This window comes from Nocardioides sp. SRI_004 (assembly GCF_057586415.1).
The window spans coordinates 53,703-75,785 of sequence record NZ_JBYCZV010000005.1 but is presented as its reverse complement, the minus strand read 5'-3'; the positions used below and the strand labels follow the sequence as shown (position 1 = coordinate 75,785).

Below are 22,083 nucleotides of genomic sequence, written 5' to 3'. Positions count from 1 at the left end.
TCCGGTCAGGCGGTCTTCCAAGGGGAGTTGAGCCCGCCCACGAGGCGGCTCTGGTCGGGCCAGCGGCCGTTGGGCAGCCCGAACTCCTGGTCCTGGAGCGTGGCGTGCAGGCCGTCCCAGTCGCCGGCCGAGGCGACATTGAGCGTCACCCAGTAGTTGGCCCACGTCTGCACGATGCCCGCGATCGCCTCGATGCAGCCGGCGAGCGTCTTGGCGACGACGCCGACACCGAGCGTGACCCAGTTGCCCGCGTCGCCGAGCTCGGCGTCGCCCTGGATGAACTTCGTGCCGAGGCCGACGAGGCCCTTGGCGGTGTCGACCCAGAACTTGAGCAGGTTGGTGCAGTTGTCGTCGAGCAGGTCGGCCGACTTCTGCATCATGGTCTGCATCGACACGAGCGCCTTGTGCTGCTTCTCGGACAGGACGATGAAGTTGTTGAAGCCCTCGCCGGTCCACTTGGCCTTGAGGTAGGTGTTGACGGTGGCGATCGTCTCCCCGTCGTTCGGGCCGAGCGCGCGGCTCGCGTCGCGGTAGTTCGACGCGATCTGGCTGATCAGCAGGGGGTCGCCGAAGAAGCCGCCGATGGTGGTGCGCAGGTCCTCGAGGAACTTCTCGAACTCGTCCCAGGTGTCCTTGCAGAACTGCTCGAACTTGTCCTCGATCTGGTCGCCGATCGCCCAGCCGACGATGCCGCCGACGATGCCGCCGCCGAGCAGGCCGAGCAGTCCGCCGATCTCGGAGGCGTGGCTGCTCGCGAAGGACGCGAGCTCCTTGAGCCAGTACTCGATGCTGTCGGCGATGTAGTCGACGCACTCGTTGACGAGGGTCAGGATCGTCTCGCGGGTGTCGCTGGTCGTCAGGTCGACCGCCGGGGGAGTGGGTGCGCCCATCAGTGGATGTCCAGGTTCTTGAAGTTGTCGCCGACGGTCTGGTCGGTGCCGACCGCGTCGTTCGCGGTCTCGACGAGGCCGTTGGCGATCTGGGTGAGGATGTACTGCCCGTCCTGGGTGGCTCGGTAGAGGACCTTGTTGATGTCCTCGTGCATCGAGCCGACGGTGTAGAGGGTGTCGGTGACCCCGAAGATCCACGGCTTGCCGTAGCCGACCGCGATCAGCGGCCGCGCCGTGGCCAGGTCCTCCGCCTCGGCGTCGAAGTGGTGGGAGGCCTCGATCAGCCGCGCGGGCGCCATCTCGAAGCGGTCGCCCCAGCCGCCGGGCGGCGGGTGCTCCTCGCCGTAGCCCTTCGGCGGCTCGGGGTAGAGGACCGTGGGCGGCTGGACCTGGAAGTGCCCGCCGCTGAAGCTGTTGTCGCCCTCGAAGTTGTACTCGTCGTCGTCGACCATCAGATGCTTCCCTTCTCTCGCAGGTCGTGGAACGCCTCCCGCAGTGCGTAGTGCGCGAGCTCGACGCCGGTGGAGGCCAGCCAGTCGCCGTCGACGGTGATCTCGCCCAGCCCTCCGGCGACCGACGCCGCCACGGTGACCTCGCCGTCGCGCGAGGTGCCGCGAACCGTCCGGAAGCCGCGGTCGTACGCCGCTCCGCCCGGGTCGGGCACCGGCTGCGACGGGATCTCGATCGGCCGGAAGCGCGGACGTGGTGGCACGGTCAGCGCGCGGCGGCCCTCGACGATCGCCCGCCCGCGCTCCTCCTCCTCGGGGGTCGGCACCCGGTCGCGCCACTTCTCCTCCGCCGCCTCGGCGAGGCGGGCCAGCGAGGCGCCGGTGTGGGCGGCGCGCACGGCTCGGGTGAAGGCGTCGGGCGTGCGCAGCCCGTCGAGGTGCTCCACGCGGGAGGTGATCACCCACCCGCTCGCGTCGACGTCGAGGCTGATCGCCCCGGTGGGGTCCTGGCCCGTCGACGGCTCGTCGTCGGGGAAGCGGTCCGCGCCGCGACGCTGGCGGAGGTAGGCCAGCCGCTGCTGCAGGCCCGGGTCGGTCGTTGGGGGCACCGGGAGTCCTTCTGTCGTTTCGCGATGGGGTGACGCGCTGGACGAGGTCGGCCTACCCGTGCCGATCGCGGCGAAACCGCACCGTCCGGCCGCACGGGCCGCGCCGGCTCCTGTTAGAGTGGCGACGTCATGATGCGAGCCCTCCTTCTTAGCGGCCGCAGCGAGGTCTGAAGCCGGACCCCTCGTTGCGGAGTGAGTCGCGCGCCCGGCGCCCCCTCTTGAGAACTCACCAACCCGAGGAAGTCATGACCAAGCCGAGCGTCACCATCCCCACCCAGCAGCCGTCGGGGATGCCGTACCACCGCTACACCGCCTTCGAGCCCGTCACGGTGCCGGACCGCACCTGGCCGGACCAGAAGATCACCCACGCGCCGCGGTGGCTCTCCACCGACCTGCGTGACGGCAACCAGGCCCTCATCGACCCGATGAGCCCGTCGCGCAAGCTGAAGATGTTCGAGCTCCTGGTGAAGATGGGCTACAAGGAGATCGAGATCGGGTTCCCGGCCGCGAGCCAGACCGACTTCGACTTCGTGCGCCAGCTCGTCGAGGAGGACCGCATCCCCGACGACGTACGCGTGTCCGTGCTGACCCAGGCCCGTGAGGACCTGATCGCGCGCACCGTCGAGTCGCTGCAGGGCGCCGACAAGGCGACCGTGCACCTCTACAACGCGACCGCGCCGCTGTTCCAGCGGGTCGTCTTCGGGGTGACCGAGGCCGAGTGCATCGCGATCGCGACCCGCGGCACCGAGTGGGTCATGAAGTACGCCGACCAGCTGCTGCCGGGCACCGACTTCGGCTACCAGTACAGCCCGGAGATCTTCACCCAGACGCCGACCGACTTCGCGCTCGAGGTCTGCGAGCGGGTCTCCGACGTGTGGCAGCCGGAGGAGGGGCGCGAGATCATTCTCAACCTGCCGGCAACCGTCGAGATGTCGACGCCCAACACCTACGCCGACCAGATCGAGTACTTCTCGCGCCACCTGACCCGGCGCGCCCACTCGGCGATCAGCCTGCACCCGCACAACGACCGCGGCACGGCCGTCGCTGCGACCGAGCTGGCCCTGATGGCCGGCGCCGACCGGGTCGAGGGCTGCCTGTTCGGGCACGGCGAGCGCACGGGCAACGTCGACCTGGTGACCCTGGCCATGAACCTGTTCAGCCAGGGCATCGACCCGCAGGTCGACCTGTCCGACATCGACGAGGTCCGCCGCACGGTCGAGTACTGCACCCAGCTGCCGGTGCACCCGCGCCACCCGTACGCCGGCGACCTCGTCTACACCGCCTTCTCCGGCTCCCACCAGGACGCGATCAAGAAGGGCCTGGAGGACCTCGACCGGATCGCGGCCGAGCAGGGCAAGCCGGTCGGTGAGATCCCGTGGGAGGCGCCGTACCTGCCCATCGACCCGAAGGACGTCGGCCGGACCTACGAGGCGGTGATCCGGGTCAACAGCCAGTCCGGCAAGGGCGGCGTGGCCTACGTGCTGAAGGCCGAGCACAGCCTGGACCTGCCGCGCCGCGCGCAGATCGAGTTCAGCCGGGTGATCCAGCAGCACACCGACGCGCAGGGCGGCGAGGTGACGCCCGAGGCCATCTGGGCGATCTTCCGCAAGGAGTACCTCGACCGCGAGGAGCCCTACAGCCTGATCGCCTTCACCTCGACGGCCGACGAGGGCGGCGACGACCGCCAGGAGGTGCAGCTCCGCGTCCGCGGCGAGGAGCAGACCTTCATCGGCCTGGGCAACGGCCCGGTCGCGGCCTTCGTCGACGGTGTGCGCCAGGCCGGCGCCGACATCCGGGTGCTCGACTACGCCGAGCACGCGCTGTCGTCCGGCGGTGACGCGGTCGCCGCGGCCTACGTCGAGTGCGAGATCGCCGGCGAGATCGTGTGGGGCATCGGCATCCACCACAACATCGTCACGGCCTCGCTCCGTGCGGTGGTGTGCGCGGCCAACCGGGCCCGGGGGACCACGATCCCCGCGACGCCGATCGCGCCGGTCGGCTGACGGGCGGCTGAGGAGCAGATGACGGGACGGGCGGCCCTGGCCTCCGAGCAGGTCGGGCAGTACTTCGTCGAGAGCGCTCGCGGACGCGACCGCCTCGAGTTCACCGAGTACGGCGCCGGCGAGGCCTGGGTCGTCCTCGTCCCCCCGCTGCTCGTGCCCCGGCGGGTGCACGACCACGCGGCCCGGACCCTCGCCGCGGCGGGTCTGCACGTGCTCGTGCTCGACCCGCTCGGCCACGGGGGATCGGACCGCCCGGCCGACCCGCTCGCCTACTCCGTGACGGCCTTCGCCGAGCAGGTCGTGGCGCTGCTCGACCACGTCGGCGCCACGCGTGCGGTCGTCGGTGGCAGCTCGCTGGGCGCCAACGTGGCGCTCGAGGTCGCCGTCCTCGCGCCCGAGCGGGTCGCGGGCCTGCTGCTCGACGGACCGGTCCTCGACAACGCGCTGGCCGCGCAGCTCGCCGTCCTCGGACCGGTCATGTACGCCGCCCGCTTCGCGCCCGTCCCGCTCAGCCTGCTGCGCCTCGCCTCCCGGCCGTTGCCCGCGCGGGTCCTGCCCGAGTGGCTGCGCCTGGCCCGGGAGACCCTCGACCAGAGGCCGGGCACGGTGGCCGCGGTGATCCACGGCGTCCTGTTCGGGCGGCTCGCGCCGTCGTCGGCCGAGCGGTCGGCGATCACCGCCCGTGCGCTGGTGCTGTCCCGCACCCGCGACCCGTTCCACCCGGTCGGCGACGCCGAGATGCTGCTCGCCGAGATGCCCGCCGCCAGCCTCGAGCAGGCCCACATGCCGCTCGAGTGGCGGCGTCGCCCCGAGCGCCTGGACCTGGTGGTCAGCCGGTTCGCGCGGGAGTGCTCGCGCGGCTCGCTCCGCGCGCGTCGTACCCGCTCGTCGTAGGGACGACTCGGGCCGATCTGTCGATTCGCCTGCGCTAACCCCTTCCGCTTGGAAGGATCGCGCCCATGACCCCCCTCGACTCTCGGATCTTCGGCATGCCCGCGCTCCGTCGCCTGCTCGCCGTCCTCGCCCTCGCCGTCGCCGTCCTGCTCTCGTCCGCCGGGATCGCCTCGGCCCAGAACTGGTCCCTCGCCGACCCCAAGGGCGACGTCGTGTCGATCACCGAGGACGCGTCCGAGCCGGTGCCGGCGCCGAACCGGCGCGCTGGCGACGTGTGGCGGACCTCGGTCAGCCACACCGCCACCAAGGTCGTCATCCGGGTCACCATGCAGGCCGTCCCGACGCGGGACTGGAGCGCGTTCGCGCAGATCCGCACGCCGCGGACGTCCTTCGACCTAGTGCAGTTCAAGTTCGACGGCTTCCGCGGCCTGTCCTTCTCGAAGACCAACGGCTCCGGCGCGGAGATCCGCTGCCGCGGCAAGTCCTCGCGGATCGACGGCACCGCGCTCGTGCTCACCGTCCCGCGCACCTGCCTCGGCAACCCGGCGAGCGTCCGGGTCGGCGTCGGCGTCGTCGTCTACGACCAGGACATGGAGATCATCTACGCCGACGACGCGCTCCGCCGCGGCATCGGCCTCGACGACCTCCGCCTGTCCCCGCTCATCCGCCGCGGCTGAGGCCCACGATGCAGGGAACCGCGCTGCACCGCGCGCTCGCGGTGCTGGTCCTCGCCGGCGCGCTGCTCGTCACCTCGGCGGGCGTCGCGTCCGCCGAGAACTGGTCGCTCGCCGACCCCAAGGGTGACGTCGCGTCGATGACGCTCGACGACTACGAGGACGGCAACGCCCCGACGCCCTCCCCGGACCGGAGGATCGGCGACGTGTGGCGGACGTCGATCGGCCACACGTCGCGCAACGTGGTCGTCCGGATCACCATGCAGCAGGTGCCGCGGGGGGACTGGTCGGCGTTCGCCCACATCGTGACCCCGCGGGCGCAGTTCTTCGTGATCCAGTCGAAGTACGAGGACTACCGCCAGCTGATGCTGCTCAAGGCCAGTGGCCGCGGCGGCGTGGTCAAGTGCCGGGCCAAGTCCTCGCGGATCATCGGCAGCGCCCTCGTGCTGACGATCGCCCGCAGCTGCCTCGGCCGGCCCGCGTCGGTGCGGGTCGGAGCCCAGGTCAGCGTGTACGACGCCGACACCGAGACCGTCCACATGGACGACGCACTGCGCCGCGGCTGGAGCGACGTGCCCCGCCTCTCGCCGCGCATCCGTCGCGGCTGAGCCCGACCATGAAGGGAGCCTCGATGACCATCTTCAGCCGACTCCTCGTGACGTGTTGCGTCACGGTTGCCCTCGTCTGTGCGTCCGCAGCGGGTGCCCACGCGGCGTCCTGGACGCATCGCGACGCTGCGCGCGACGTCGTCAAGGTCGTCCAGGATGGCGAGGTGCGTCCGGTTCCGGACCGGCGTGCCGGTGACATCAGGACTGTCGTGGCACGACACCTGAGCACGACAGTCGTCGTTCGGTTCACCATGGCCACGCCCCTGCCGCGCGGTCGCTGGTACTTCTCGATGAACGTCGACACGCGAGCGCAGACCTACGGGATCTATGTCAGCGGTCGCGGTGGGGCCGCGGACCGACCGGCGTTCTCCCGGCAGGGACCTGGCGGTGACGACGCCGTCTGCCGGCGGCTGCGCGTCGTCGTGGACCAATCGTCGTCGTCGGTGAAGGTGGTCGTCCCGCGGGCGTGCATCGGACGGCCGCGCGTGGTGAGGGTGGCCTTGGACCTTGCGACCTACGTGGGCGACACGACCTACCAGGACGACGGACTGCAGCGAGCTGCCTTCGGCAATGTGTACTCGCCGTTCCTGCGCCGCGGCTGACGCCCGCCGCACGCTGCCTCAGCAGCCGGCGGCGTACACGTAGCAGCGGAGCGCGGGCTCCTTCTTCAGCAGGGGCGCGCCGCTGAGGGTCACGCTCGGGACCACGGTCAGCAGCAGGTTCGGCAGCGCGGTGAGGATCGGCGCGAAGCCGGCGACGTCCGCGGGGTCGATCCCGGGCATGTACAGCTGCGAGCACCACTTCCGGTCGACCCGGGAGGCCCGTGCCGGCCCGTCGTGGGTGAGCGCGTCCATCACGATCGCGTACGTCGCCGGGCTGACCGTCCCGGTCATCACGTGCTCGTAGGGGTCGAGCGGGCAGACGTCCTGGACCCGGACGTTCACGATCCGGCCGGCGCCGGTCGTCAGGCCGGAGGACGGCGGCGGGACGACGACCTCGTCGAGCATCGTGTAGACGTTCGTGTAGTCGATGCCGGCGAAGGTCTCGGCCCGGCTGTTGAGCGCCTTCATGAACGCCGATCCGGCCCGCTGCTGCCACACCGCGGGCACGCACGTCGTCAGCCCGGTGATGCAGCCGGCCAGCACGGTGGTGCCGTGGTTGGACGGCGCCATGCCGATCACCTCGGCGACCTTGGCGCGGGTGTCGGGCCAGAACCGCAGCGCCCAGCGTCCGCTCATGCCGCCCTGGCTGTGGCCGAGGATCGCGATCCTCCGGCCGGTGCGCGCGTACATGCGCCGGATCGCGTTGACGAGGTACTCGCCGGCCACCTGGATGTCGCCGAAGGTGTGGTACGGCATCGTGACCGTGCAGTGGTAGCGGCGCTGCTTCGTGAAGACCTTGGCCCAGTTCCACGAGTAGTTCTCCTCCGGCGTCACGCTGGTCGCCGGGTTGAGCAGGACGGGCCGTGGCCCCGCCTTCGGGTCGCCGTGGCACTGCAGCGCCGCGTCGAGGGTGGCTGCCGGCACGGTCAGCCGCGGCCCCGGCCGGTCGAGCGGCGCGTACGACGGCGAGGTGGTGTCGGCCCGCGCCGGGGCCGGCGCCAGGGTGGCCCCGGCGGTGAGCGAGGCGGTGAGCAGGAGCAGGCAGGTCAGCAGGCGGCGCACACCACGACAACTCGGCGTACGACCGGCGCGTTACGACGTCCGGCGCCGACCGTCAGCGGCCGACCTTCTCCGGCTGCAGCCGCATCTCCTCGTGCATCCGCTCGCGCACGTTGCCGCGCAGCTGGACCGCGGACTCGCGGATCGCGTCCGAGATCAGCTCGTGCACCCGGGGGTCGGCGAGCCCGCCCTGCAGGATCCGCAGGACCGTGTCGCTCACCAGCCGCACGATGTCGTCGTGGAAGGGGACGAACCTCAACCGGCCGGCGGCCTGGTCCTCCCGGATCAGCTCCACGATGAGCGCATCGAGCTCGGCCCGGTTCTCCTCGATCGCCGCGGAGACGTGCTCGGCGTAGTTGCCGGTCTGGACGACGGCGATCACCTCGTCGAGCACCGCCACCGTGACCGGTCGCTTGATGATGTTGACGATCGTCTCGGTGAACCTGCCGACGATGTAGGCCGTGGCGCGGTCGCCGAAGGCCCGGTCGGCGGCGCGGCCGAGGCGGGCGAGGATGATCACCACCCGCAGCAGCCGGAACGAGCGGAAGGCCGGGTCGGAGAGCGGCACCATGCCGAGGACCTCGTACCAGTACGAGCGCAGGAACCGCCAGCCCATGCCGGAGCGCCGCCAGCGCCACACGAACTCGACGGCGAAGATCGCGCAGATCGCGTAGTCGAGGTGGACCACGCGCTCGTGCACCTCGGGGTCGACGTCCCAGAAGGTGATCCACACCAGCAGGCCCACCGACACGATGGCGAGCAGCAGCATCAGCCAGTCGACGAAGGTCACCGGAGGCGCCGCCGGCTTGCCCGGTCGACGAGGAGGTCCGTTGCCGTGCGGGGTGGCGGCGGCGTCCAGTGCGCTCATGGGCGCAGAATAGGAGAGTGGTCCTCTACCGTGACGAAGCGATCGTGCTGCGCACCCACAAGCTGGGCGAGGCCGACCGCATCATCACGCTGCTGACCCGCGACAACGGCCGGATCCGCGCGGTGGCCAAGGGCGTGCGTCGTACGACGTCGCGGTGGGGCTCGCGGCTCGAGCCGTTCACCCACGTGGACCTCCAGCTCGCCGAGGGCCGCAACCTCGACACCGTCACCCAGGCCGAGACCCGCGGAGCGTACGCCGCCCCGATCGGCTTCGACTACGAGCGCTACACCGCCGGCACGGCGATGCTCGAGACCGCCGAGCGGCTGGTGGTCGAGGAGCGCGAGCCGGCGCGCCAGCAGTTCGCGCTGCTGCTCGGCGGGCTGAACGCGATGGCGGGCGGCCAGCGCTCGCCCGGCCACGTGCTCGACTCCTACCTGCTGCGGGCGCTCGCGATCGCCGGCTACGCGCCGGCCTTCGTCGACTGTGCCCACTGCGGCCGGCCGCCGGTCACCGCGACCGGCGAGCTGGTCAGCCACCGCTGGTTCAACCCGTCGATGGGCGGTGTGCTGTGCTCGACCTGCCGCATCCCGGGCTCGGCCTCGCCGGCCCCGGAGACCCTCACCCTGCTGGGCGCCCTGCTGGCGGGGGACTGGACGGTGATCGAGGCCGCCGAGCCGCGCCACGTGAAGGAGGCCACCGGCCTGGTCGCCGCCTTCGTGCAGTGGCAGCTGGAGCGGGGGCTCCGGTCGCTGGCCTACGTCGAGCGCTGACAGACTGGCACCCGTGAGTCGCTCCTCCCGTCGTACCCGTGCCGCCGCGGCGGCCGCTCGTCCCGAGCCCCTGCCGCCGACCCCGCACCCCTCGGGCGCGACGCCGCCGCCGCTCCCTCCGGAGCTGGTGCCGAACCACGTCGCGATCGTGATGGACGGCAACGGCCGGTGGGCCAAGGAGCGTGGCCTGCCGCGCACGCGCGGTCACGAGGAGGGCGAGTCCAGCCTGTTCGACGTCGTCGAGGGCGCCATCGAGATCGGCGTGAAGGCGGTCTCGGCGTACGCCTTCTCGACGGAGAACTGGTCGCGCAGCCCCGACGAGGTGAAGTTCCTGATGGGCTTCAACCGCGACGTCGTACGCCGCCGCCGCGAGGAGATGCACGAGCGCGGCATCCGGGTCCGGTGGGCGGGCCGCGCCCCGAAGCTCTGGAAGTCGGTCATCGACGAGCTCCGCACGACCGAGGAGCTCACGAAGCACAACGATGTCCTCACCCTGACGATGTGCGTCAACTACGGCGGGCGCTCCGAGCTGGGCGACGCGGCCCGGGCGCTGGCCCGCGACGTCGCGGCCGGCAGGGTCAACCCGGAGCGGGTCGACGATCGCACGCTGGGGCGCTACCTCTACGTGCCGGAGCTGGCCGACGCCGACCTGATCTGGCGCACGTCGGGGGAGCAGCGGCTCTCGAACTTCATGCTCTACCAGGCGGCGTACGCGGAGTTCGTCTTCAGCGACGTGCTCTGGCCCGACGTCGACCGGCGGCACCTGTGGGCGGCCATCGACGAGTACGCCCGGCGGGACCGCCGCTACGGCGGCGCCGTGCCCAACCCGACCTGACGCCTCGCCGCCGTCGGGGGCTTCCACGGACTGGACGCCCCCTCGCCACATCAGAGAACCCTCACTAGTTTTCGGGTACTCGTTGGGCCCGCCATGGGGATGCACGGCGCCGGACGCGCCGGGCATGGGCTCGGACCCAGGGAGGGAGACCCAGATGATCCGTGCTGCAGTGAAGCTGCTGCTCGCACTCACGCTCACGCTCGGAGGTGTGGCCACGGTGGCCGCGCCGACCCCGGCGCAGGCCGCGGCGACCGCGGCCGCCGACTGTTCGGCGACCGCCGCCCGCGTCGCCGTCTTCACCGACCGGCTCGCCGACGTCCGGGCCCGGCACACCCGTGCCGTCAACCGGACCCGGGAGCTGCGTCGTACCGTCACCAGGCTGCAGCGCAGCGTCGACGCGCACCGCACCCAGCGCAAGGTCCGCAAGCTCCGCCACGCCCGTGCCGAGCTGCGGGCCAGCCAGGCCCGGGTGCGCACCATCGGCGGCATCGCCAACCGGACCCGCGACAACCTCGTCGCGGCCCGCATCGCGCACCGCCTCTGCACCGCCCCGCCGGAGGAGGCCGAGACCGAGCTGCTCGACATCCTCGACCTGCTCGGGCTCTCGCCCCTGCTGGAGATGATCGGCCTGCCGGCCCTGCTGCAGTCGCTCGGCGTCGTCGACCTGCTCGACTCGCTCGGCCTCGCCGACATCCTCGAGAACCTCGGCCTCGGCAGCCTGATCGGCCGCTGAGGTTCGCCACGCACCTACCGGAATCGTCGTCGCCCGCTGCTCCTGGCGACGAATCCGGTTGGTGCGTGGCTCCTCGGGTGCGGAGCGGACCGGCTAGTGCTCGTCGTAGTGGGCGCCGTGCGCGGCGTGGCGGTGCCCGTCGTGCACGTAGTCCACGTGGTCGTCGTGGGGCACGGCGAGGTGGCCGCAGCCCGGGCCGTGGTCGTGCGGGTGCTCGGCGCAGGCCTCGTGCTCGGGGAGCTCCCCGGCGGGGAAGGGCTCGCGCAGCCGCGCCCGGTGGCGGGTCCAGATCCCGATCGGCCAGGCCACGATGTAGCAGGCGAGGGCCAGCAGGACGATCGTCGGGCCCGGCGCCACCGTGGCCTTGTACGACGCGAAGGTGGCCACCACGAGGCCGCCCACCGAGGCCAGCGTGCCCAGCGCCATGGCGGCGGCGATGGTGGTGCGGAAGGAACGGGTCAGCTGCTGCGAGGTGGCGACCGGCACCACCATGAGCGCGGAGACCAGGAGCAGGCCGACCGTGCGCATCGCGACGGTGACGCTGACCGCGGCGAGCACCGCCACGAGCACGTTGTAGGCGCGCACGCGCAGCCCGGCCACGCGCGCGAACTCCTGGTCCTGGGCGACGGCGAACAGCTGGGGGGCGAGGCCCACGCACAGGCCGACGACGGTGATCGCGAGGACCATCGTGAGGATCAGGTCGTCGACCGAGATGGTGGTCAGCGAGCCGAAGAGGTAGCGGTTGAGCGACGCGGCGCTCTCGCCGCCGAGGCCGGTGAGGAAGATGCCGCTCGCCAGGCCGCCGTAGAAGAGCAGGGCGAGCGCGACGTCGCCGTTGGTCTGGCCGCGCTCGCGGATGATCTCGATCAGGACCGAGCCGATCACCGCGACGATGACGGCGAGCCACACCGGCGAGGTGCCGGTGAGCAGGCCCAGCGCGACGCCGGTGACCGCGACGTGGCCGATGCCGTCGCCCATCAGGGCGAGCCGGCGCTGGACCAGGAAGGTGCCGATCGCCGGGGCGGCGAGCCCGGTCAGCAGGGCCGCGATCAGCGCCCGCTGCATGAAGGGGAGTGCGAACAGCTCGGCGGGGCTCATCGCGCCTCGCCCCCGATCCGGTCGACGGGGGAAGCAACCCCGGGCACGTGGTCGGCGCGGGCGGCACCGGTGCCGTGGTGATGGTGGTGGGTGTGCGGCTCGCCGAGCCACGGCTGGTGCACCTCGTGGTCGCGCAGCGGCGCGCCGTCGTACACGACCCGGCCGTCGCGCATCACGACCGCACGGTCGACGAGGCGGGCCAGCGGGCCGAGCTCGTGGGCGACCAGAACGATCGTCGCGCCCCGCTCCTTGAGCCGCGCGAGCGTGTCGGCGAGGACCTGCTGGTTGGGCAGGTCGACGCCGGCGGTCGGCTCGTCGAGGAAGAACAGGTCGGGCTCGCCAGCGAGGGCGCGGGCGATGAGCACGCGCTGCTGCTGGCCGCCGGACAGGTTGCTCACCGCGTCGCGGCGGCGGTCGGCGAGGCCGACGATCTCCAGCGCGTCCTCGATCGCGGCCCGGTCGGCGCGGGACAGGGGCCGCAGCAGCTTGCGGCGGGTGAGCCGGCCCGCGGCCACGACCTCCCAGACCGACGCCGGGACGCCGGCGGCCGCCGTGGCGCGCTGGGGGACGAAGCCGACGCGGAACCACTCGTCGTACGACGCCAGCGGGGTGCCGAAGAGGCGCACCTCCCCGGCGACGAGCGGACGGAGGCCGACCAGGCTGCGGACGAGGGTGGACTTGCCGGAGCCGTTGGCGCCCATCAGGGCGACGAACTCGCCGGGCTCGACGGTGAGGTCGATCCCGCGCAGCACGGGACGGCCGCCCAGGGCGACCGTCCCCCCGCTGATGGAGACCGCGCTGAAGGAGTCCGCGCTCGTCATCGGCACCCGTTGGCAGCCTGCAGGGCGGACAGGTTCGACTTCATCAGGGAGAGGTAGTCCTCGCCCGAGGTCGCGTCGGACAGGCCCTCGACCGGGTCGAGGACGCCGTTGGTCAGGCCGAGGTCGGAGGCGATGCCCTCGCCGAGCGCGGGCTTGAGCGGCTCGCTGAACACCGTGGTGATGCCCTCCTCCTTGATCAGGTCCTGCAGCTCCCCGAGCACGGCGGCCGTCGGCTCGGCGTCGGGGGAGAGGCCGACGATCGGGGCGATGTGCAGGCCGTACTTCTCGAGGTACCCGAACGCGTCGTGCGACACGACGATGGTGTCACGCTCGCAGTCGGCGAGGCCAGTGGCGTACGACGCGTCGAGGGCCTCGAGGTCCTTGCGCAGCGCCGCTGCGTTCGACGTGTAGGTGTCGGCGTGGTCCTCGTCGAGGGAGGCGAGCTCGGCGGCGACCGCGTCGGCGACGTCGGCGACCCGCACCGGGTCCTGCCAGAAGTGCGGGTCGAGGCTGCCGTGGTCGTGCTCGTGCTCGTCCTCGCCGGCGTGCTCCTCGTGCTCCTCGGCGGACTCGTCGACGGGCAGGAGGTCGGCGAGCCCGGCGACGTCGAGGGTGTCGCCCTGCGCGTTCTGCGCGATCGTGTCGTCCACGGCGGGCTGGAAGCCGGCCTCGTAGACGACGAGGTCGGCCTCGGCCACCTCGGCGGTCTTCGCGACGTCGAGCTCGAGGTCGTGCGGCTCCGAGCCGGGGCTGGTCAGCAGCTCGACATCGGCGCCGGTGCCCTCGGTGACCCGCTCGGTCAGCCAGGCCAGCGGGTAGAAGGCCGCGGCGACGGTCGGGCCGCCGCCCGAGCCGCCGCTCGACTCGCCGCCACCCTCGCTGAACGCCGAGCAGCCGGAGGCCAGCAGGGCGGCGGTGGACAGCAGGGCGAGACCGGAAGTGAAGCGCATGAGAATCATTCTCATCCGCTCGTGGTCGGCGGTCAAGTCGGCGCGATCCTGTCCCGAGGCGCGATCAGGCCAGGGTGCGGGCGAGCTCCCGTCCGACGGCCCGTAAGGGTGCGTCGGTACGACGCGCGCGGCTGACCAGCAGGGCGCCCTCGACCGCGCTGACGACCAGCGCCGCGCGGTCCGCCGCCTCGTCGGCCGCCAGGCCGCGCCCGCGCATCGCACCGGCGAGCAGGTCCTCCCACTGGCCGAACGCGGCGCCCGCCGCGTCCCGCGCGCCGGCCGTGTCGTCCGGCGCCAGTGCCGCGGCGGCGACCGGGCAGCCGGCCGCGAAGTCGCTGCCGAGCAGTACGCCGGACCAGTGGTCGACGAGCAGGTCGACCGTCGCGACCGGGTCGGCGCTGTCGACCAGCTCGCCCAGCAGCCGCGCGATGAAGTCGCCCGCACGCCGGGTCGCCTCGCGCGCCAGCTCGTCCTTGCCGCCGGGGAAGTGGTGGTAGATCGAGCCCCGTGGGGCCCTGCTGTGCGCCACCACGTCGCGCAGCGAGGTCGCCGCGACGCCGCGCTCGCGGAACAGGACGATCGCGCTGTCGACCATGGCGTCCCGTGGGGAGCGGGTCGGACGGCGGGTGCTCACACGCGCTCCAGCCGGGCCGGGACGTACTTGTGCCACGGGGTGCCCGCGATCGGGTCGCGGTGGTGCAGCGAGGTCAGCTCGTTGGGCGCGACGCCGGGCGTCCCGTCCGGGTGGGCGACGCCGAGCCCGTTCGGGAGCGACACATGGCCCTGTTGGAGGGTGTCGGTCACCTCGACGACCGCGACCGCGCTGCCGCGCTCGGTCACCACGCGCAGCGTGTCGCCGTCGCGCACGCTCAGCGCCCAGGCGTCGTCGGTGCTGATCCGCAGCGCACCACCGGCGTCGCGGCGCCGCCAGGAGGGATCGCGGATGATCGTGTTGGCGGTGAACGCGCGCCGCTCGCCCGCCGACAGCACGAACGGGAACTCCTCGGTCGTCCACGAGCTCTGCTCCGACGCGAGGCCACGCAGCCGGTCGAGGAGCTCCGGGATCTCCAGCGTGAAGCGGCGGTCGGGTCGTCGTACGTAGTCCCAGGCGTGGTCGTGGTCGTCGCGGGTGAACACCACGGCCTCGCCGGTGAGGATTCGCTCGAAGAGGGCGTTGCCGGGCTCGAAGCCGGTGCCCGTGAAGCCGGCGCGGGCGACCGACGCGGGCTGGTTCATCGCGCACAGCTGCGCCACGCCCCACAGGGCCGCGGTGCCGCGGGCGTCGCCGAGCGTGGGCCCGAGCGTCTCGTAGAGCACGTGCCCGGCGAGGCCCATCAGCCGCGGGTCGGCGCCGACGGCGGCGAAGAAGGCCTCGGCGTACGACGCCAGGCCGGCCTCGGCCGCCTCCCGGAGCGGCTCCAGCGCAGCCTCGTCCACGACGCCGAGCGCGCGCACGACGCGGGCGTAGATCTCCGGCTCGGGCAGGGTTCCGGGCAGCGGGTCCATGAGCGGGGCGCGCAGGTGGAAGACGTTCTCCGGGAAGTCGACGTTGAAGAAGGTGCACTCCCACTTCTCGAACTGGGTGGCGGCGGGCAGCACGTAGTCGGCCTCGAGCGCGGTCTCGGTCATCGCGATGTCGATGACGACGCTGAGGTCCAGCCTGCGCATCGCGCGCCGGAACCCGGCGGAGTCCGCCAGCGAGTGGGCCGGGTTGACGCTGTCGACCCACATCGCGCGGAACCGGTCGGGGTGGTGGGTGTCGATCTCCTCGGCGATCGAGTTGCAGGGCACCAGCCCGGAGATGATCCGCGCGCCGGTCACCGGCGTCGTCCTCGAGCCGCCGCCCCCGCCGCCGCCCGCCAGGGCCGCGAACGTCGAGTGCAGGAACATCCCGCCCCGCTTGGCGAAGTTGCCGGTGAGGATCCACAGCATCTTGTTGAGGTAGGAGCTCAGCGTGCTGTGCGGCGCCTGCTGGATGCCGAGGTCCTCGTAGGTGCACACGCTCTCCGCGGCGGCGATCCGCCGGGCCGTGGTGCGGATCAGCTCCTCGTCGACGCCGCAGCGCCGCGCGAAGTCGGCCACGTCGATCTCCCGGTACGCCGCCAGCACCGGCTCGGCTCCCGTCGTGTGGTCGGCCACGAAGGCGTGGTCGAGGAGGTCCTCCTGCACGAGGACGGCGCCGAGCGCGGCGAGGCACCAGGCGTCGGTGCCGGGCCGGACCTGCAGGTGGATGTCGGCCATGGCGGCCGTCTCGCTGCGCCGCGGGTCGATGACGACCATCGTGCGGTCGGGGTCGGCGGCCATCTCCTTGAGCACCGGGCGGGCGCGCGGGAAGGAGTGCGACTGCCAGGGGTTCTTGCCGACGAACACCACGACCTCGGCGTGCTCGAAGTCGCCCTTCGTGTGGCCGCCGTAGAGCCGCCCGTCGACGTACATCTCGCCGGTCTTCTCCTGCGCGAGCGCGTTGGAGCGGTAGCGGACCCCGAGCGCGGCCTGCAGGGCCTGCCCGTAGCCGCCGCCGAGGTGGTTGCCCTGGCCGCCGCCCCCGTAGAAGAAGATCTTGTCGCCGCCGTGCTCGTCGCGGATGGCTGCCAGGCGCTGCGCGATCTCGGCGATCGCGGTGTCCCAGTCGATCTCCTCGTAGGAGCCGTCCGCGCGCCGGCGCAGCGGGCTGGTCAGCCGCGGCGTGCCGTTCTGGTAGCGGTCCAGGCGCAGCGGCTTCTCGCAGGTGTAGCCGGCGGAGGAGGGGTGGGACTTGTCGCCGCGGATCCGCACCAGCTGCCGGTCCTCGACCTGCACCTCGATCCCGCAGTTGCACTCGCAGAGGATGCAGGCGGTCTTGCGCCAGGCGGGCGTGGTGGTCATCGGGGACTCCTGCCGGAGGTGGTTATGACAGGTGTCATAGTCATGGGCGCTGCGGTCGTGCGTCAAGGGCCGGCCCGCTGCGTAGAGTGCGCCCCGTGCTCGTCGTGAACAGGTTCCGGGCCGGGGACGACCCCGCCTCCCTCCGTGCCGACCTCGAGCTCGTGCACGGGCTGCTCGCCGACAAGCCCGGGTACGTCGCCGGCTGGATCGGCCGCAACCTCGACGACCCCGACCTGTGGACGCTGACCACGCGCTGGGAGAACGTCGGCGCGTACCGGCGGGCCCTGTCGTCGTACGAGCTCAAGCTCCAGATGCCCGTGCTGATGCGGGCGATCGACGAGCCGAGCGCCTACGAGGTCGTCGAGCCGAATGCGGTGCTGAATGTCGCGGAGCCTCGCGTAACCTAGGAGTTCGCTCCCGCGAGCATCCAGAGAAGCACCCAGACACGTCACGCCCGACAGCCAGCCGGGCTCGTCCCATAAAGGATTCCCAGTGGCCAAGCCGCCCCCGTCCACCGTCGACCACGTCGTCTCCCTCGCGAAGCGCCGAGGCTTCGTCTACCCCTGTGGAGAGATCTACGGCGGCACCCGCTCGGCCTGGGACTACGGCCCGCTCGGCGTGGAGCTCAAGGAGAACATCAAGCGCCAGTGGTGGCGCTCGATGGTGCAGAGCCGCGACGACGTCGTCGGCCTCGACTCCAGCGTGATCCTCCCGCGCCAGACCTGGGAGGCCTCCGGCCACGTCGCGACCTTCACCGACCCGCTGACCGAGTGCCAGTCGTGCCACAAGCGCTTCCGCGCCGACCACCTGCAGGAGGCGGTCGCGGAGAAGAAGGGGATCGACGACCCCGACGACGTGCCGATGTCGGAGATCGCGTGCCCCAACTGCGGCACCCGCGGCGCCTGGACCGAGCCGCGCCAGTTCTCCGGCCTGCTCAAGACCTACCTCGGCGTCATCGAGGACGAGTCGGGCCTGCACTACCTGCGCCCCGAGACCGCGCAGGGCATCTTCCTCAACTTCGCCAACGTGGTGACCTCGCAGCGGATGAAGCCCCCGTTCGGCATCGCCCAGATCGGCAAGAGCTTCCGCAACGAGATCACGCCGGGCAACTTCATCTTCCGCACCCGCGAGTTCGAACAGATGGAGATGGAGTTCTTCGTCAAGCCGGGTGAGGACGAGGAGTGGCACCAGTACTGGATCGACACCCGCACGAAGTGGTACACCGACCTCGGCATCAACCCCGACAACCTGCGCCACTACGAGCACGCCAAGGAGAAGCTGTCGCACTACTCGAAGCGCACCGTCGACATCGAGTACCGCTTCAACTTCGCCGGCTCCGAGTGGGGTGAGCTCGAGGGCATCGCCAACCGCACCGACTTCGACCTGTCGACCCACGCCGAGCACTCGGGCAAGGACCTGTCCTACTTCGACCAGGCCAACAACACCCGCTACGTGCCCTACGTCATCGAGCCGGCAGCCGGTCTCTCGCGCAGCCTGATGACCTTCCTCGTCGACGCGTACGCCGAGGACGAGGCGCCCAACACGAAGGGCGGCGTCGACAAGCGCACCGTGCTGCGCCTCGACCCGCGCCTGTCGCCGGTCAAGGTCGCCGTGCTGCCGCTGAGCCGCAACGAGGACCTCACCCCGCGGGCGAAGGCCGTCGCGACCGAGCTCCGCGCGCTGTGGAACGTCGAGTTCGACGACTCCGGCGCCATCGGCAAGCGCTACCGCCGCCAGGACGAGATCGGCACACCCTTCTGCGTCACGGTCGACTTCGACACCCTCGACGACCAAGCCGTCACGGTCCGTGACCGGGACACCATGTCCCAGGAGCGGGTGGCGCTCGACAAGCTCACGACCTACTTCGCCGAGCGGCTCGTCGGATGCTGAGGCGCACCCGGCCGGCCCGCGCCGTCGTCGCCGCGGGCCTCGCGCTCGTGGTGGCCGGCGGGCTGGCCGGGTGCGGCTCGGACGACGGCAAGGACGCCGGCGACAAGGCCTCGCCGAGTCCGTCGGAGAGCTCCACCGGCCCGGCGTCGTACCTCCCGGTGCCGGAGGGGGTCACCCTCACCGAGCCGGGCACCGCGCTCGCGCTGGGCGAGGAGGGCGTGATCGCCTTCGAGCGGCGCCAGGACGAGATCGGCGTGCTCTCGGTCGTGGTGGAGCGGATCGAGCGGACCTCCTTCCAGGAGTCCTTCCCGGGGTGGAACGTCGACGACACGACCGCTGCCCGCACGCCGTACTTCGTGCGGCTGAAGGTCACCAACGCCGGTGACACCGACCTGGGCGGCCTGCGGCTCGACAACGTGCTGTGGGCCGACGACGGCAACAACCTCGAGGCGCCGAACTACTACACCGCCGCGCAGCTGCCGGCATGCAACGGCGCGGCGCTGCCCACGCCCTTCGCGACCGCCGCCACCGCCGAGCTGTGCCAGGTCTACTTCATCGCCCCGGCCCACTCCTTCGAGAGCGTGTCCTTCCCGCCCTACGGCGGCCTGGACGCGGTCACGTGGAGCGGTCCGATCAGCAAGGTGACCAAGCCCGCCAAGCCCGGCAAGGGTGGCAAGGGTGGCAAGAAGGGCGGGGCGAAGCCGTCCGGCAGCGCCACCCCGTCCGGCAGCGCCAGCCCGTCGGGCAGCGCCACCCCCTCGTCGTCGGCGACCGGCTCGCCGTCCGCGTCGTGACCGGCCTGCGCCTGGGCACCCTCGAGGTGCCCACGCCCGTCGTGCTGGCGCCGATGGCGGGCATCACCAACGCCGCCTACCGGCGGCTGTGCGCCGAGCACGGCGCCGGTCTCTACGTCTGCGAGATGATCACCAGCCGCGGGCTGGTCGAGGGCGACGAGACCACCAAGCGGATGCTGGTCTTCGACGAGCTCGAGACGGTCCGGTCCGTCCAGCTCTACGGCACCGACCCGACCTACGTCGGCCAGGCCACCAAGATCCTCTGCGAGGATTACGGCGTCGCCCACGTCGACCTCAACTTCGGCTGCCCCGTCCCCAAGGTCACCCGCAAGGGCGGCGGCGGTGCGCTCCCGTGGAAGCGCAACCTGCTCGGCCGGATCCTCGAGGAGGCCGTCGCCGCGGCCGCGCCGTACGACGTCCCGGTCACCATGAAGACCCGCAAGGGCCTCGACGACGACCACCTGACCTACCTAGACGCGGGTCGGATCGCGCAGGAGAGCGGCGTGGCCGCGATCGCGCTGCACGGGCGCACGGTCGCGCAGGCCTACTCCGGCCAGGCCGACTGGGACGCCATCGCCGAGCTCGTCGCCCACGTCGACATCCCCGTCCTCGGCAACGGCGACATCTGGGAGGCCGCCGACGCCGTCCGGATGGTCGAGCAGACCGGTGCCGCCGGCGTCGTCGTCGGCCGCGGCTGCCTCGGCCGGCCCTGGCTGTTCCGCGACCTCGCCGCGGCGTTCGCGGACGGCGGCCCCGGTGAGACCACCCTGCCCAACCTCGGCGAGGTGCGCGCGATGATGCGCCGCCACGCCGAGCTGCTCTGCGAGCACATGGGGGAGGAGCGCGGGTGCAAGGAGTTCCGCAAGCACGTCACCTGGTACCTCAAGGGTTTCCGCGCGGGCGGCGAGCTGCGCCGCTCGCTCGGCCTCGTCGACTCGCTGGCGGCGCTCGACGACCTGCTCGCCGTCCTCGACCCGGACGAGCCGTTCCCCGCCTCCGAGCTCGGCGCGCCGCGCGGGCGGCAGGGCGCGCCGCGCCACAAGGTGGTCCTCCCGGAGGGCTGGCTCGACGACACCGACGGCCTGGGAGAGGACGGCTGCGGGCTGCTCGAGGACGTCAGCGAGACCACCGGCGGGTGACCGGCCTCACGCCCGGACGACCCTTCTCCAATTGATTGAACACTTGACCGGTGTGCTTCACTCACACGATGCCCTGGTCCCGGCTAGGGTCCTCGGGATGCATCTGTAAGCGACAGCAAAGGAATCAGCGCGTGGCCACCAGCCACAAGCGGGAAACCGCGCGACGTACACCGCGAGCCGCCTTCCTGGCCGGCTCGCTGGCCGTCCTGGCGACCGGTGCGGCCGTGTCCGCCGGAGTGATGAGCTCCCCGGCCCCCGACAACGACCTGATCGCGATCGACAGCAGCGCGCCCGTCGCAGGATCGGTGCAGGACGCCTCGCGCGACCTGCCGGTCCTCTCGCGCAGCAGCGACCGCTCCGCCGACGCGATCGGCAGCAAGCTCGACCGACTCCTGTCCACGACCGCGACCGCCAAGGCCGTCGCCGCCGCCGACACCAAGCGGTGGACCACCGACGCCCTCAACCTCTGGACGCGCCCCGACAAGGCCGGCAAGAAGGTCGGCGAGGTCGACGAGGGCGAGAAGGTCCTCGTCACCGGCCGCAAGTACGGCGAGCGGGTCGAGATCGTCCTCGAGGGCACGTCCCGCTGGGTGACGGCTGGCCACCTCTCCGACGAGAAGCCCCTGAGCATCGCGGCGTCCTGCACCAACGGCACGAGCGTGCCGGCCGGGGTCAGCCCGAACATCAAGAAGGTCCACCAGGCCGTCTGCGCCAACTTCCCCGAGGTGTCGACCTACGGCACCTTCCGCGGCGACGGCGAGCACGCCCAGGGCATCGCGGTCGACATCATGACCTCCGGCGCCCGCGGCTGGGAGATCGCCGAGTTCGTCCGCGCCAACTACGCCGCGCTGGGCGTCAGCTACGTCATCTACTCGCAGAAGATCTGGTCGGTCGAGCGTTCCGGCGAGGGCTGGCGGGGCATGCCGGACCGTGGTTCGACGACCGCCAACCACTACGACCACGTGCACGTCACGACGTACTGACCCGGCGGCCGACCCGCGGGCCGGCCACGGGTCGCCGCGGTCGGCTCAGGCGTGTCCGCCGTCGTCGTCCCAGTGGTCGGTCGGGTCCTGCGCCGGCTGGTCGCGCACCTCGGCGAGCAGCTCGCCCGCGGCGTGGCCGTTCCTGCGGGTGGATGCCGCGAGCAGGGCCTCCTCGCCCTGCTGGCTGGTGAAGCCAGGCGGGACGACCAGGATCCGGAGCCGGCTGCGGTCCGTGAGGGCGACCGTCATCAGGTGGGTGTCGTCGCCCGGGAACGAACCGACCTTCACGTAGCCCCGCGCGACGGGCACCCGGCGCGGGGCCGGCTCCCAGTCGGGCGGTGAGAACAGGGCGCGTGCCACGGGAGCGCGGTCGCCCGGGAAGTGGTCGACCAGGTCCGCGAGCTCGACGGCGAGGTCGCGGCTCTGCGGCCACCACGCCCCGTCGAGCACGTTGCGCGGATCGGGTTCGGCGAGACGGACCCGGAGCGGGACCCTCGCGTCGGTGGCGGGCTGGGCAGGGATGTTCGACGTCGTCATGACGTCCGCCTCT

At 72.0% G+C, this 22,083-nt stretch carries 24 protein-coding genes; 13 read left to right on the top strand and 11 right to left on the bottom strand.

The window, feature by feature from the left end; all coding sequences use genetic code 11:
* Positions 1–5: 5 nt before the first annotated feature.
* Genes AC2YHB_RS08110 through AC2YHB_RS08100 form a run of 3 tightly spaced genes read right to left on the bottom strand, consistent with a single transcriptional unit; the run spans position 6 to position 1,947 of the window.
* A complete protein-coding gene (locus tag AC2YHB_RS08110) occupies positions 6–890 on the bottom strand; it encodes a hypothetical protein (protein ID WP_036546457.1) in 885 nt (294 codons plus the stop codon).
* Positions 890–1,342 carry a hypothetical protein gene (locus AC2YHB_RS08105; RefSeq protein ID WP_036546455.1) on the bottom strand — a complete coding sequence of 151 codons (453 nt, stop codon included), beginning with the start codon at positions 1,340–1,342 and terminating at the stop codon, positions 890–892. The genes AC2YHB_RS08110 and AC2YHB_RS08105 overlap by 1 nt, the downstream gene beginning before the upstream one ends.
* A complete protein-coding gene (locus AC2YHB_RS08100) occupies positions 1,342–1,947 on the bottom strand; it encodes a hypothetical protein (protein ID WP_487353761.1) in 606 nt (201 codons plus the stop codon). The genes AC2YHB_RS08105 and AC2YHB_RS08100 overlap by 1 nt, the downstream gene beginning before the upstream one ends.
* Positions 1,948–2,192: 245 nt before the next feature.
* Between AC2YHB_RS08100 and leuA the strand changes: the two genes are divergently transcribed.
* From leuA to AC2YHB_RS08075, 5 genes are all read left to right on the top strand, one after another.
* Positions 2,193–3,950 (top strand): 2-isopropylmalate synthase, encoded by a 1,758-nt coding sequence (leuA, locus tag AC2YHB_RS08095; protein WP_487353760.1) that lies wholly within the window; start codon positions 2,193–2,195, stop codon positions 3,948–3,950.
* Positions 3,951–3,968: 18 nt separating this feature from the next.
* Positions 3,969–4,844, top strand: coding sequence for an alpha/beta fold hydrolase (locus AC2YHB_RS08090; RefSeq protein ID WP_179647474.1), 876 nt, complete (start codon positions 3,969–3,971; stop codon positions 4,842–4,844).
* A 65-nt stretch (positions 4,845–4,909) separates the two neighbouring features.
* Positions 4,910–5,521 (top strand): hypothetical protein, encoded by a 612-nt coding sequence (locus AC2YHB_RS08085; RefSeq protein WP_179647473.1) that lies wholly within the window; start codon positions 4,910–4,912, stop codon positions 5,519–5,521.
* An 8-nt stretch (positions 5,522–5,529) separates the two neighbouring features.
* Complete coding sequence (locus tag AC2YHB_RS08080; RefSeq protein WP_179647472.1) at positions 5,530–6,126, top strand: hypothetical protein; 597 nt, start codon at positions 5,530–5,532, stop codon at positions 6,124–6,126.
* Positions 6,127–6,377: 251 nt separating this feature from the next.
* Positions 6,378–6,728: a hypothetical protein gene (locus tag AC2YHB_RS08075; RefSeq protein ID WP_179647471.1), complete on the top strand. Its 351-nt coding sequence runs from the start codon at positions 6,378–6,380 to the stop codon at positions 6,726–6,728.
* A gap of 18 nt (positions 6,729–6,746) precedes the next feature.
* On the opposite strand, the gene AC2YHB_RS08070 is transcribed toward AC2YHB_RS08075, so the two are convergent.
* Entirely contained in the window at positions 6,747–7,790 is a 1,044-nt protein-coding gene (locus AC2YHB_RS08070; protein WP_179647470.1) for a lipase family alpha/beta hydrolase, read from the bottom strand.
* A 52-nt stretch (positions 7,791–7,842) separates the two neighbouring features.
* Positions 7,843–8,655, bottom strand: coding sequence for an ion transporter (locus tag AC2YHB_RS08065; protein WP_179647469.1), 813 nt, complete (start codon positions 8,653–8,655; stop codon positions 7,843–7,845).
* 17 nt (positions 8,656–8,672) lie between these two features.
* Between AC2YHB_RS08065 and recO the strand changes: the two genes are divergently transcribed.
* The 3 genes from recO (at position 8,673) to AC2YHB_RS08050 (ending at position 10,993) form a co-directional block, all read left to right on the top strand.
* Positions 8,673–9,425 (top strand): DNA repair protein RecO, encoded by a 753-nt coding sequence (recO, locus tag AC2YHB_RS08060; protein ID WP_036546441.1) that lies wholly within the window; start codon positions 8,673–8,675, stop codon positions 9,423–9,425.
* A gap of 13 nt (positions 9,426–9,438) precedes the next feature.
* Positions 9,439–10,260: an isoprenyl transferase gene (locus AC2YHB_RS08055; RefSeq protein WP_179647468.1), complete on the top strand. Its 822-nt coding sequence runs from the start codon at positions 9,439–9,441 to the stop codon at positions 10,258–10,260.
* A 154-nt stretch (positions 10,261–10,414) separates the two neighbouring features.
* On the top strand, positions 10,415–10,993 hold the full coding sequence (locus AC2YHB_RS08050; protein WP_487353759.1) for a hypothetical protein: 579 nt from the start codon (positions 10,415–10,417) through the stop codon (positions 10,991–10,993).
* Positions 10,994–11,086: 93 nt separating this feature from the next.
* Here AC2YHB_RS08050 and AC2YHB_RS08045 read toward each other — a convergent pair whose 3' ends face one another.
* The 5 genes from AC2YHB_RS08045 to AC2YHB_RS08025 all read right to left on the bottom strand — a co-directional run bounded on the left by AC2YHB_RS08045 (position 11,087) and on the right by AC2YHB_RS08025 (position 16,727).
* Positions 11,087–12,091, bottom strand: coding sequence for a metal ABC transporter permease (locus AC2YHB_RS08045; protein ID WP_036546435.1), 1,005 nt, complete (start codon positions 12,089–12,091; stop codon positions 11,087–11,089).
* Positions 12,088–12,912, bottom strand: coding sequence for a metal ABC transporter ATP-binding protein (locus tag AC2YHB_RS08040; RefSeq protein WP_036546928.1), 825 nt, complete (start codon positions 12,910–12,912; stop codon positions 12,088–12,090). Before AC2YHB_RS08040 ends, AC2YHB_RS08045 begins: the two co-directional genes overlap by 4 nt.
* On the bottom strand, positions 12,909–13,862 hold the full coding sequence (locus AC2YHB_RS08035; protein WP_487353758.1) for a metal ABC transporter substrate-binding protein: 954 nt from the start codon (positions 13,860–13,862) through the stop codon (positions 12,909–12,911). The genes AC2YHB_RS08040 and AC2YHB_RS08035 overlap by 4 nt, the downstream gene beginning before the upstream one ends.
* A 64-nt stretch (positions 13,863–13,926) precedes the next feature.
* Positions 13,927–14,496, bottom strand: a complete 570-nt coding sequence (locus AC2YHB_RS08030; protein ID WP_218864579.1) for a TetR/AcrR family transcriptional regulator — start codon at positions 14,494–14,496, stop codon at positions 13,927–13,929.
* Positions 14,493–16,727: a molybdopterin-dependent oxidoreductase gene (locus AC2YHB_RS08025; protein WP_487353757.1), complete on the bottom strand. Its 2,235-nt coding sequence runs from the start codon at positions 16,725–16,727 to the stop codon at positions 14,493–14,495. Before AC2YHB_RS08025 ends, AC2YHB_RS08030 begins: the two co-directional genes overlap by 4 nt.
* Before the next feature lie 95 nt (positions 16,728–16,822).
* Here AC2YHB_RS08025 and AC2YHB_RS08020 point away from each other — a divergent pair, with 95 nt between their 5' ends.
* The 5 genes from AC2YHB_RS08020 to AC2YHB_RS08000 all read left to right on the top strand — a co-directional run bounded on the left by AC2YHB_RS08020 (position 16,823) and on the right by AC2YHB_RS08000 (position 21,533).
* On the top strand, positions 16,823–17,134 hold the full coding sequence (locus AC2YHB_RS08020) for an antibiotic biosynthesis monooxygenase (protein WP_036546925.1): 312 nt from the start codon (positions 16,823–16,825) through the stop codon (positions 17,132–17,134).
* A gap of 85 nt (positions 17,135–17,219) precedes the next feature.
* Positions 17,220–18,617 carry a glycine--tRNA ligase gene (locus AC2YHB_RS08015; protein WP_036546424.1) on the top strand — a complete coding sequence of 466 codons (1,398 nt, stop codon included), beginning with the start codon at positions 17,220–17,222 and terminating at the stop codon, positions 18,615–18,617.
* Positions 18,611–19,411 carry a hypothetical protein gene (locus tag AC2YHB_RS08010; protein ID WP_207006223.1) on the top strand — a complete coding sequence of 267 codons (801 nt, stop codon included), beginning with the start codon at positions 18,611–18,613 and terminating at the stop codon, positions 19,409–19,411. The genes AC2YHB_RS08015 and AC2YHB_RS08010 overlap by 7 nt, the downstream gene beginning before the upstream one ends.
* Positions 19,408–20,550: a tRNA dihydrouridine synthase DusB gene (dusB, locus tag AC2YHB_RS08005; RefSeq protein WP_487353756.1), complete on the top strand. Its 1,143-nt coding sequence runs from the start codon at positions 19,408–19,410 to the stop codon at positions 20,548–20,550. The genes AC2YHB_RS08010 and dusB overlap by 4 nt, the downstream gene beginning before the upstream one ends.
* A 131-nt stretch (positions 20,551–20,681) precedes the next feature.
* The gene (locus AC2YHB_RS08000) at positions 20,682–21,533 is read left to right on the top strand and encodes a VldE C-terminal domain-containing protein (RefSeq protein ID WP_207006221.1); all 852 of its coding nucleotides are present in this window, start codon (positions 20,682–20,684) and stop codon (positions 21,531–21,533) included.
* Between the two features lie 45 nt (positions 21,534–21,578).
* Here AC2YHB_RS08000 and AC2YHB_RS07995 read toward each other — a convergent pair whose 3' ends face one another.
* Positions 21,579–22,070, bottom strand: a complete 492-nt coding sequence (locus tag AC2YHB_RS07995; protein ID WP_487353755.1) for a DUF5994 family protein — start codon at positions 22,068–22,070, stop codon at positions 21,579–21,581.
* Positions 22,071–22,083 lie beyond the last annotated feature (13 nt).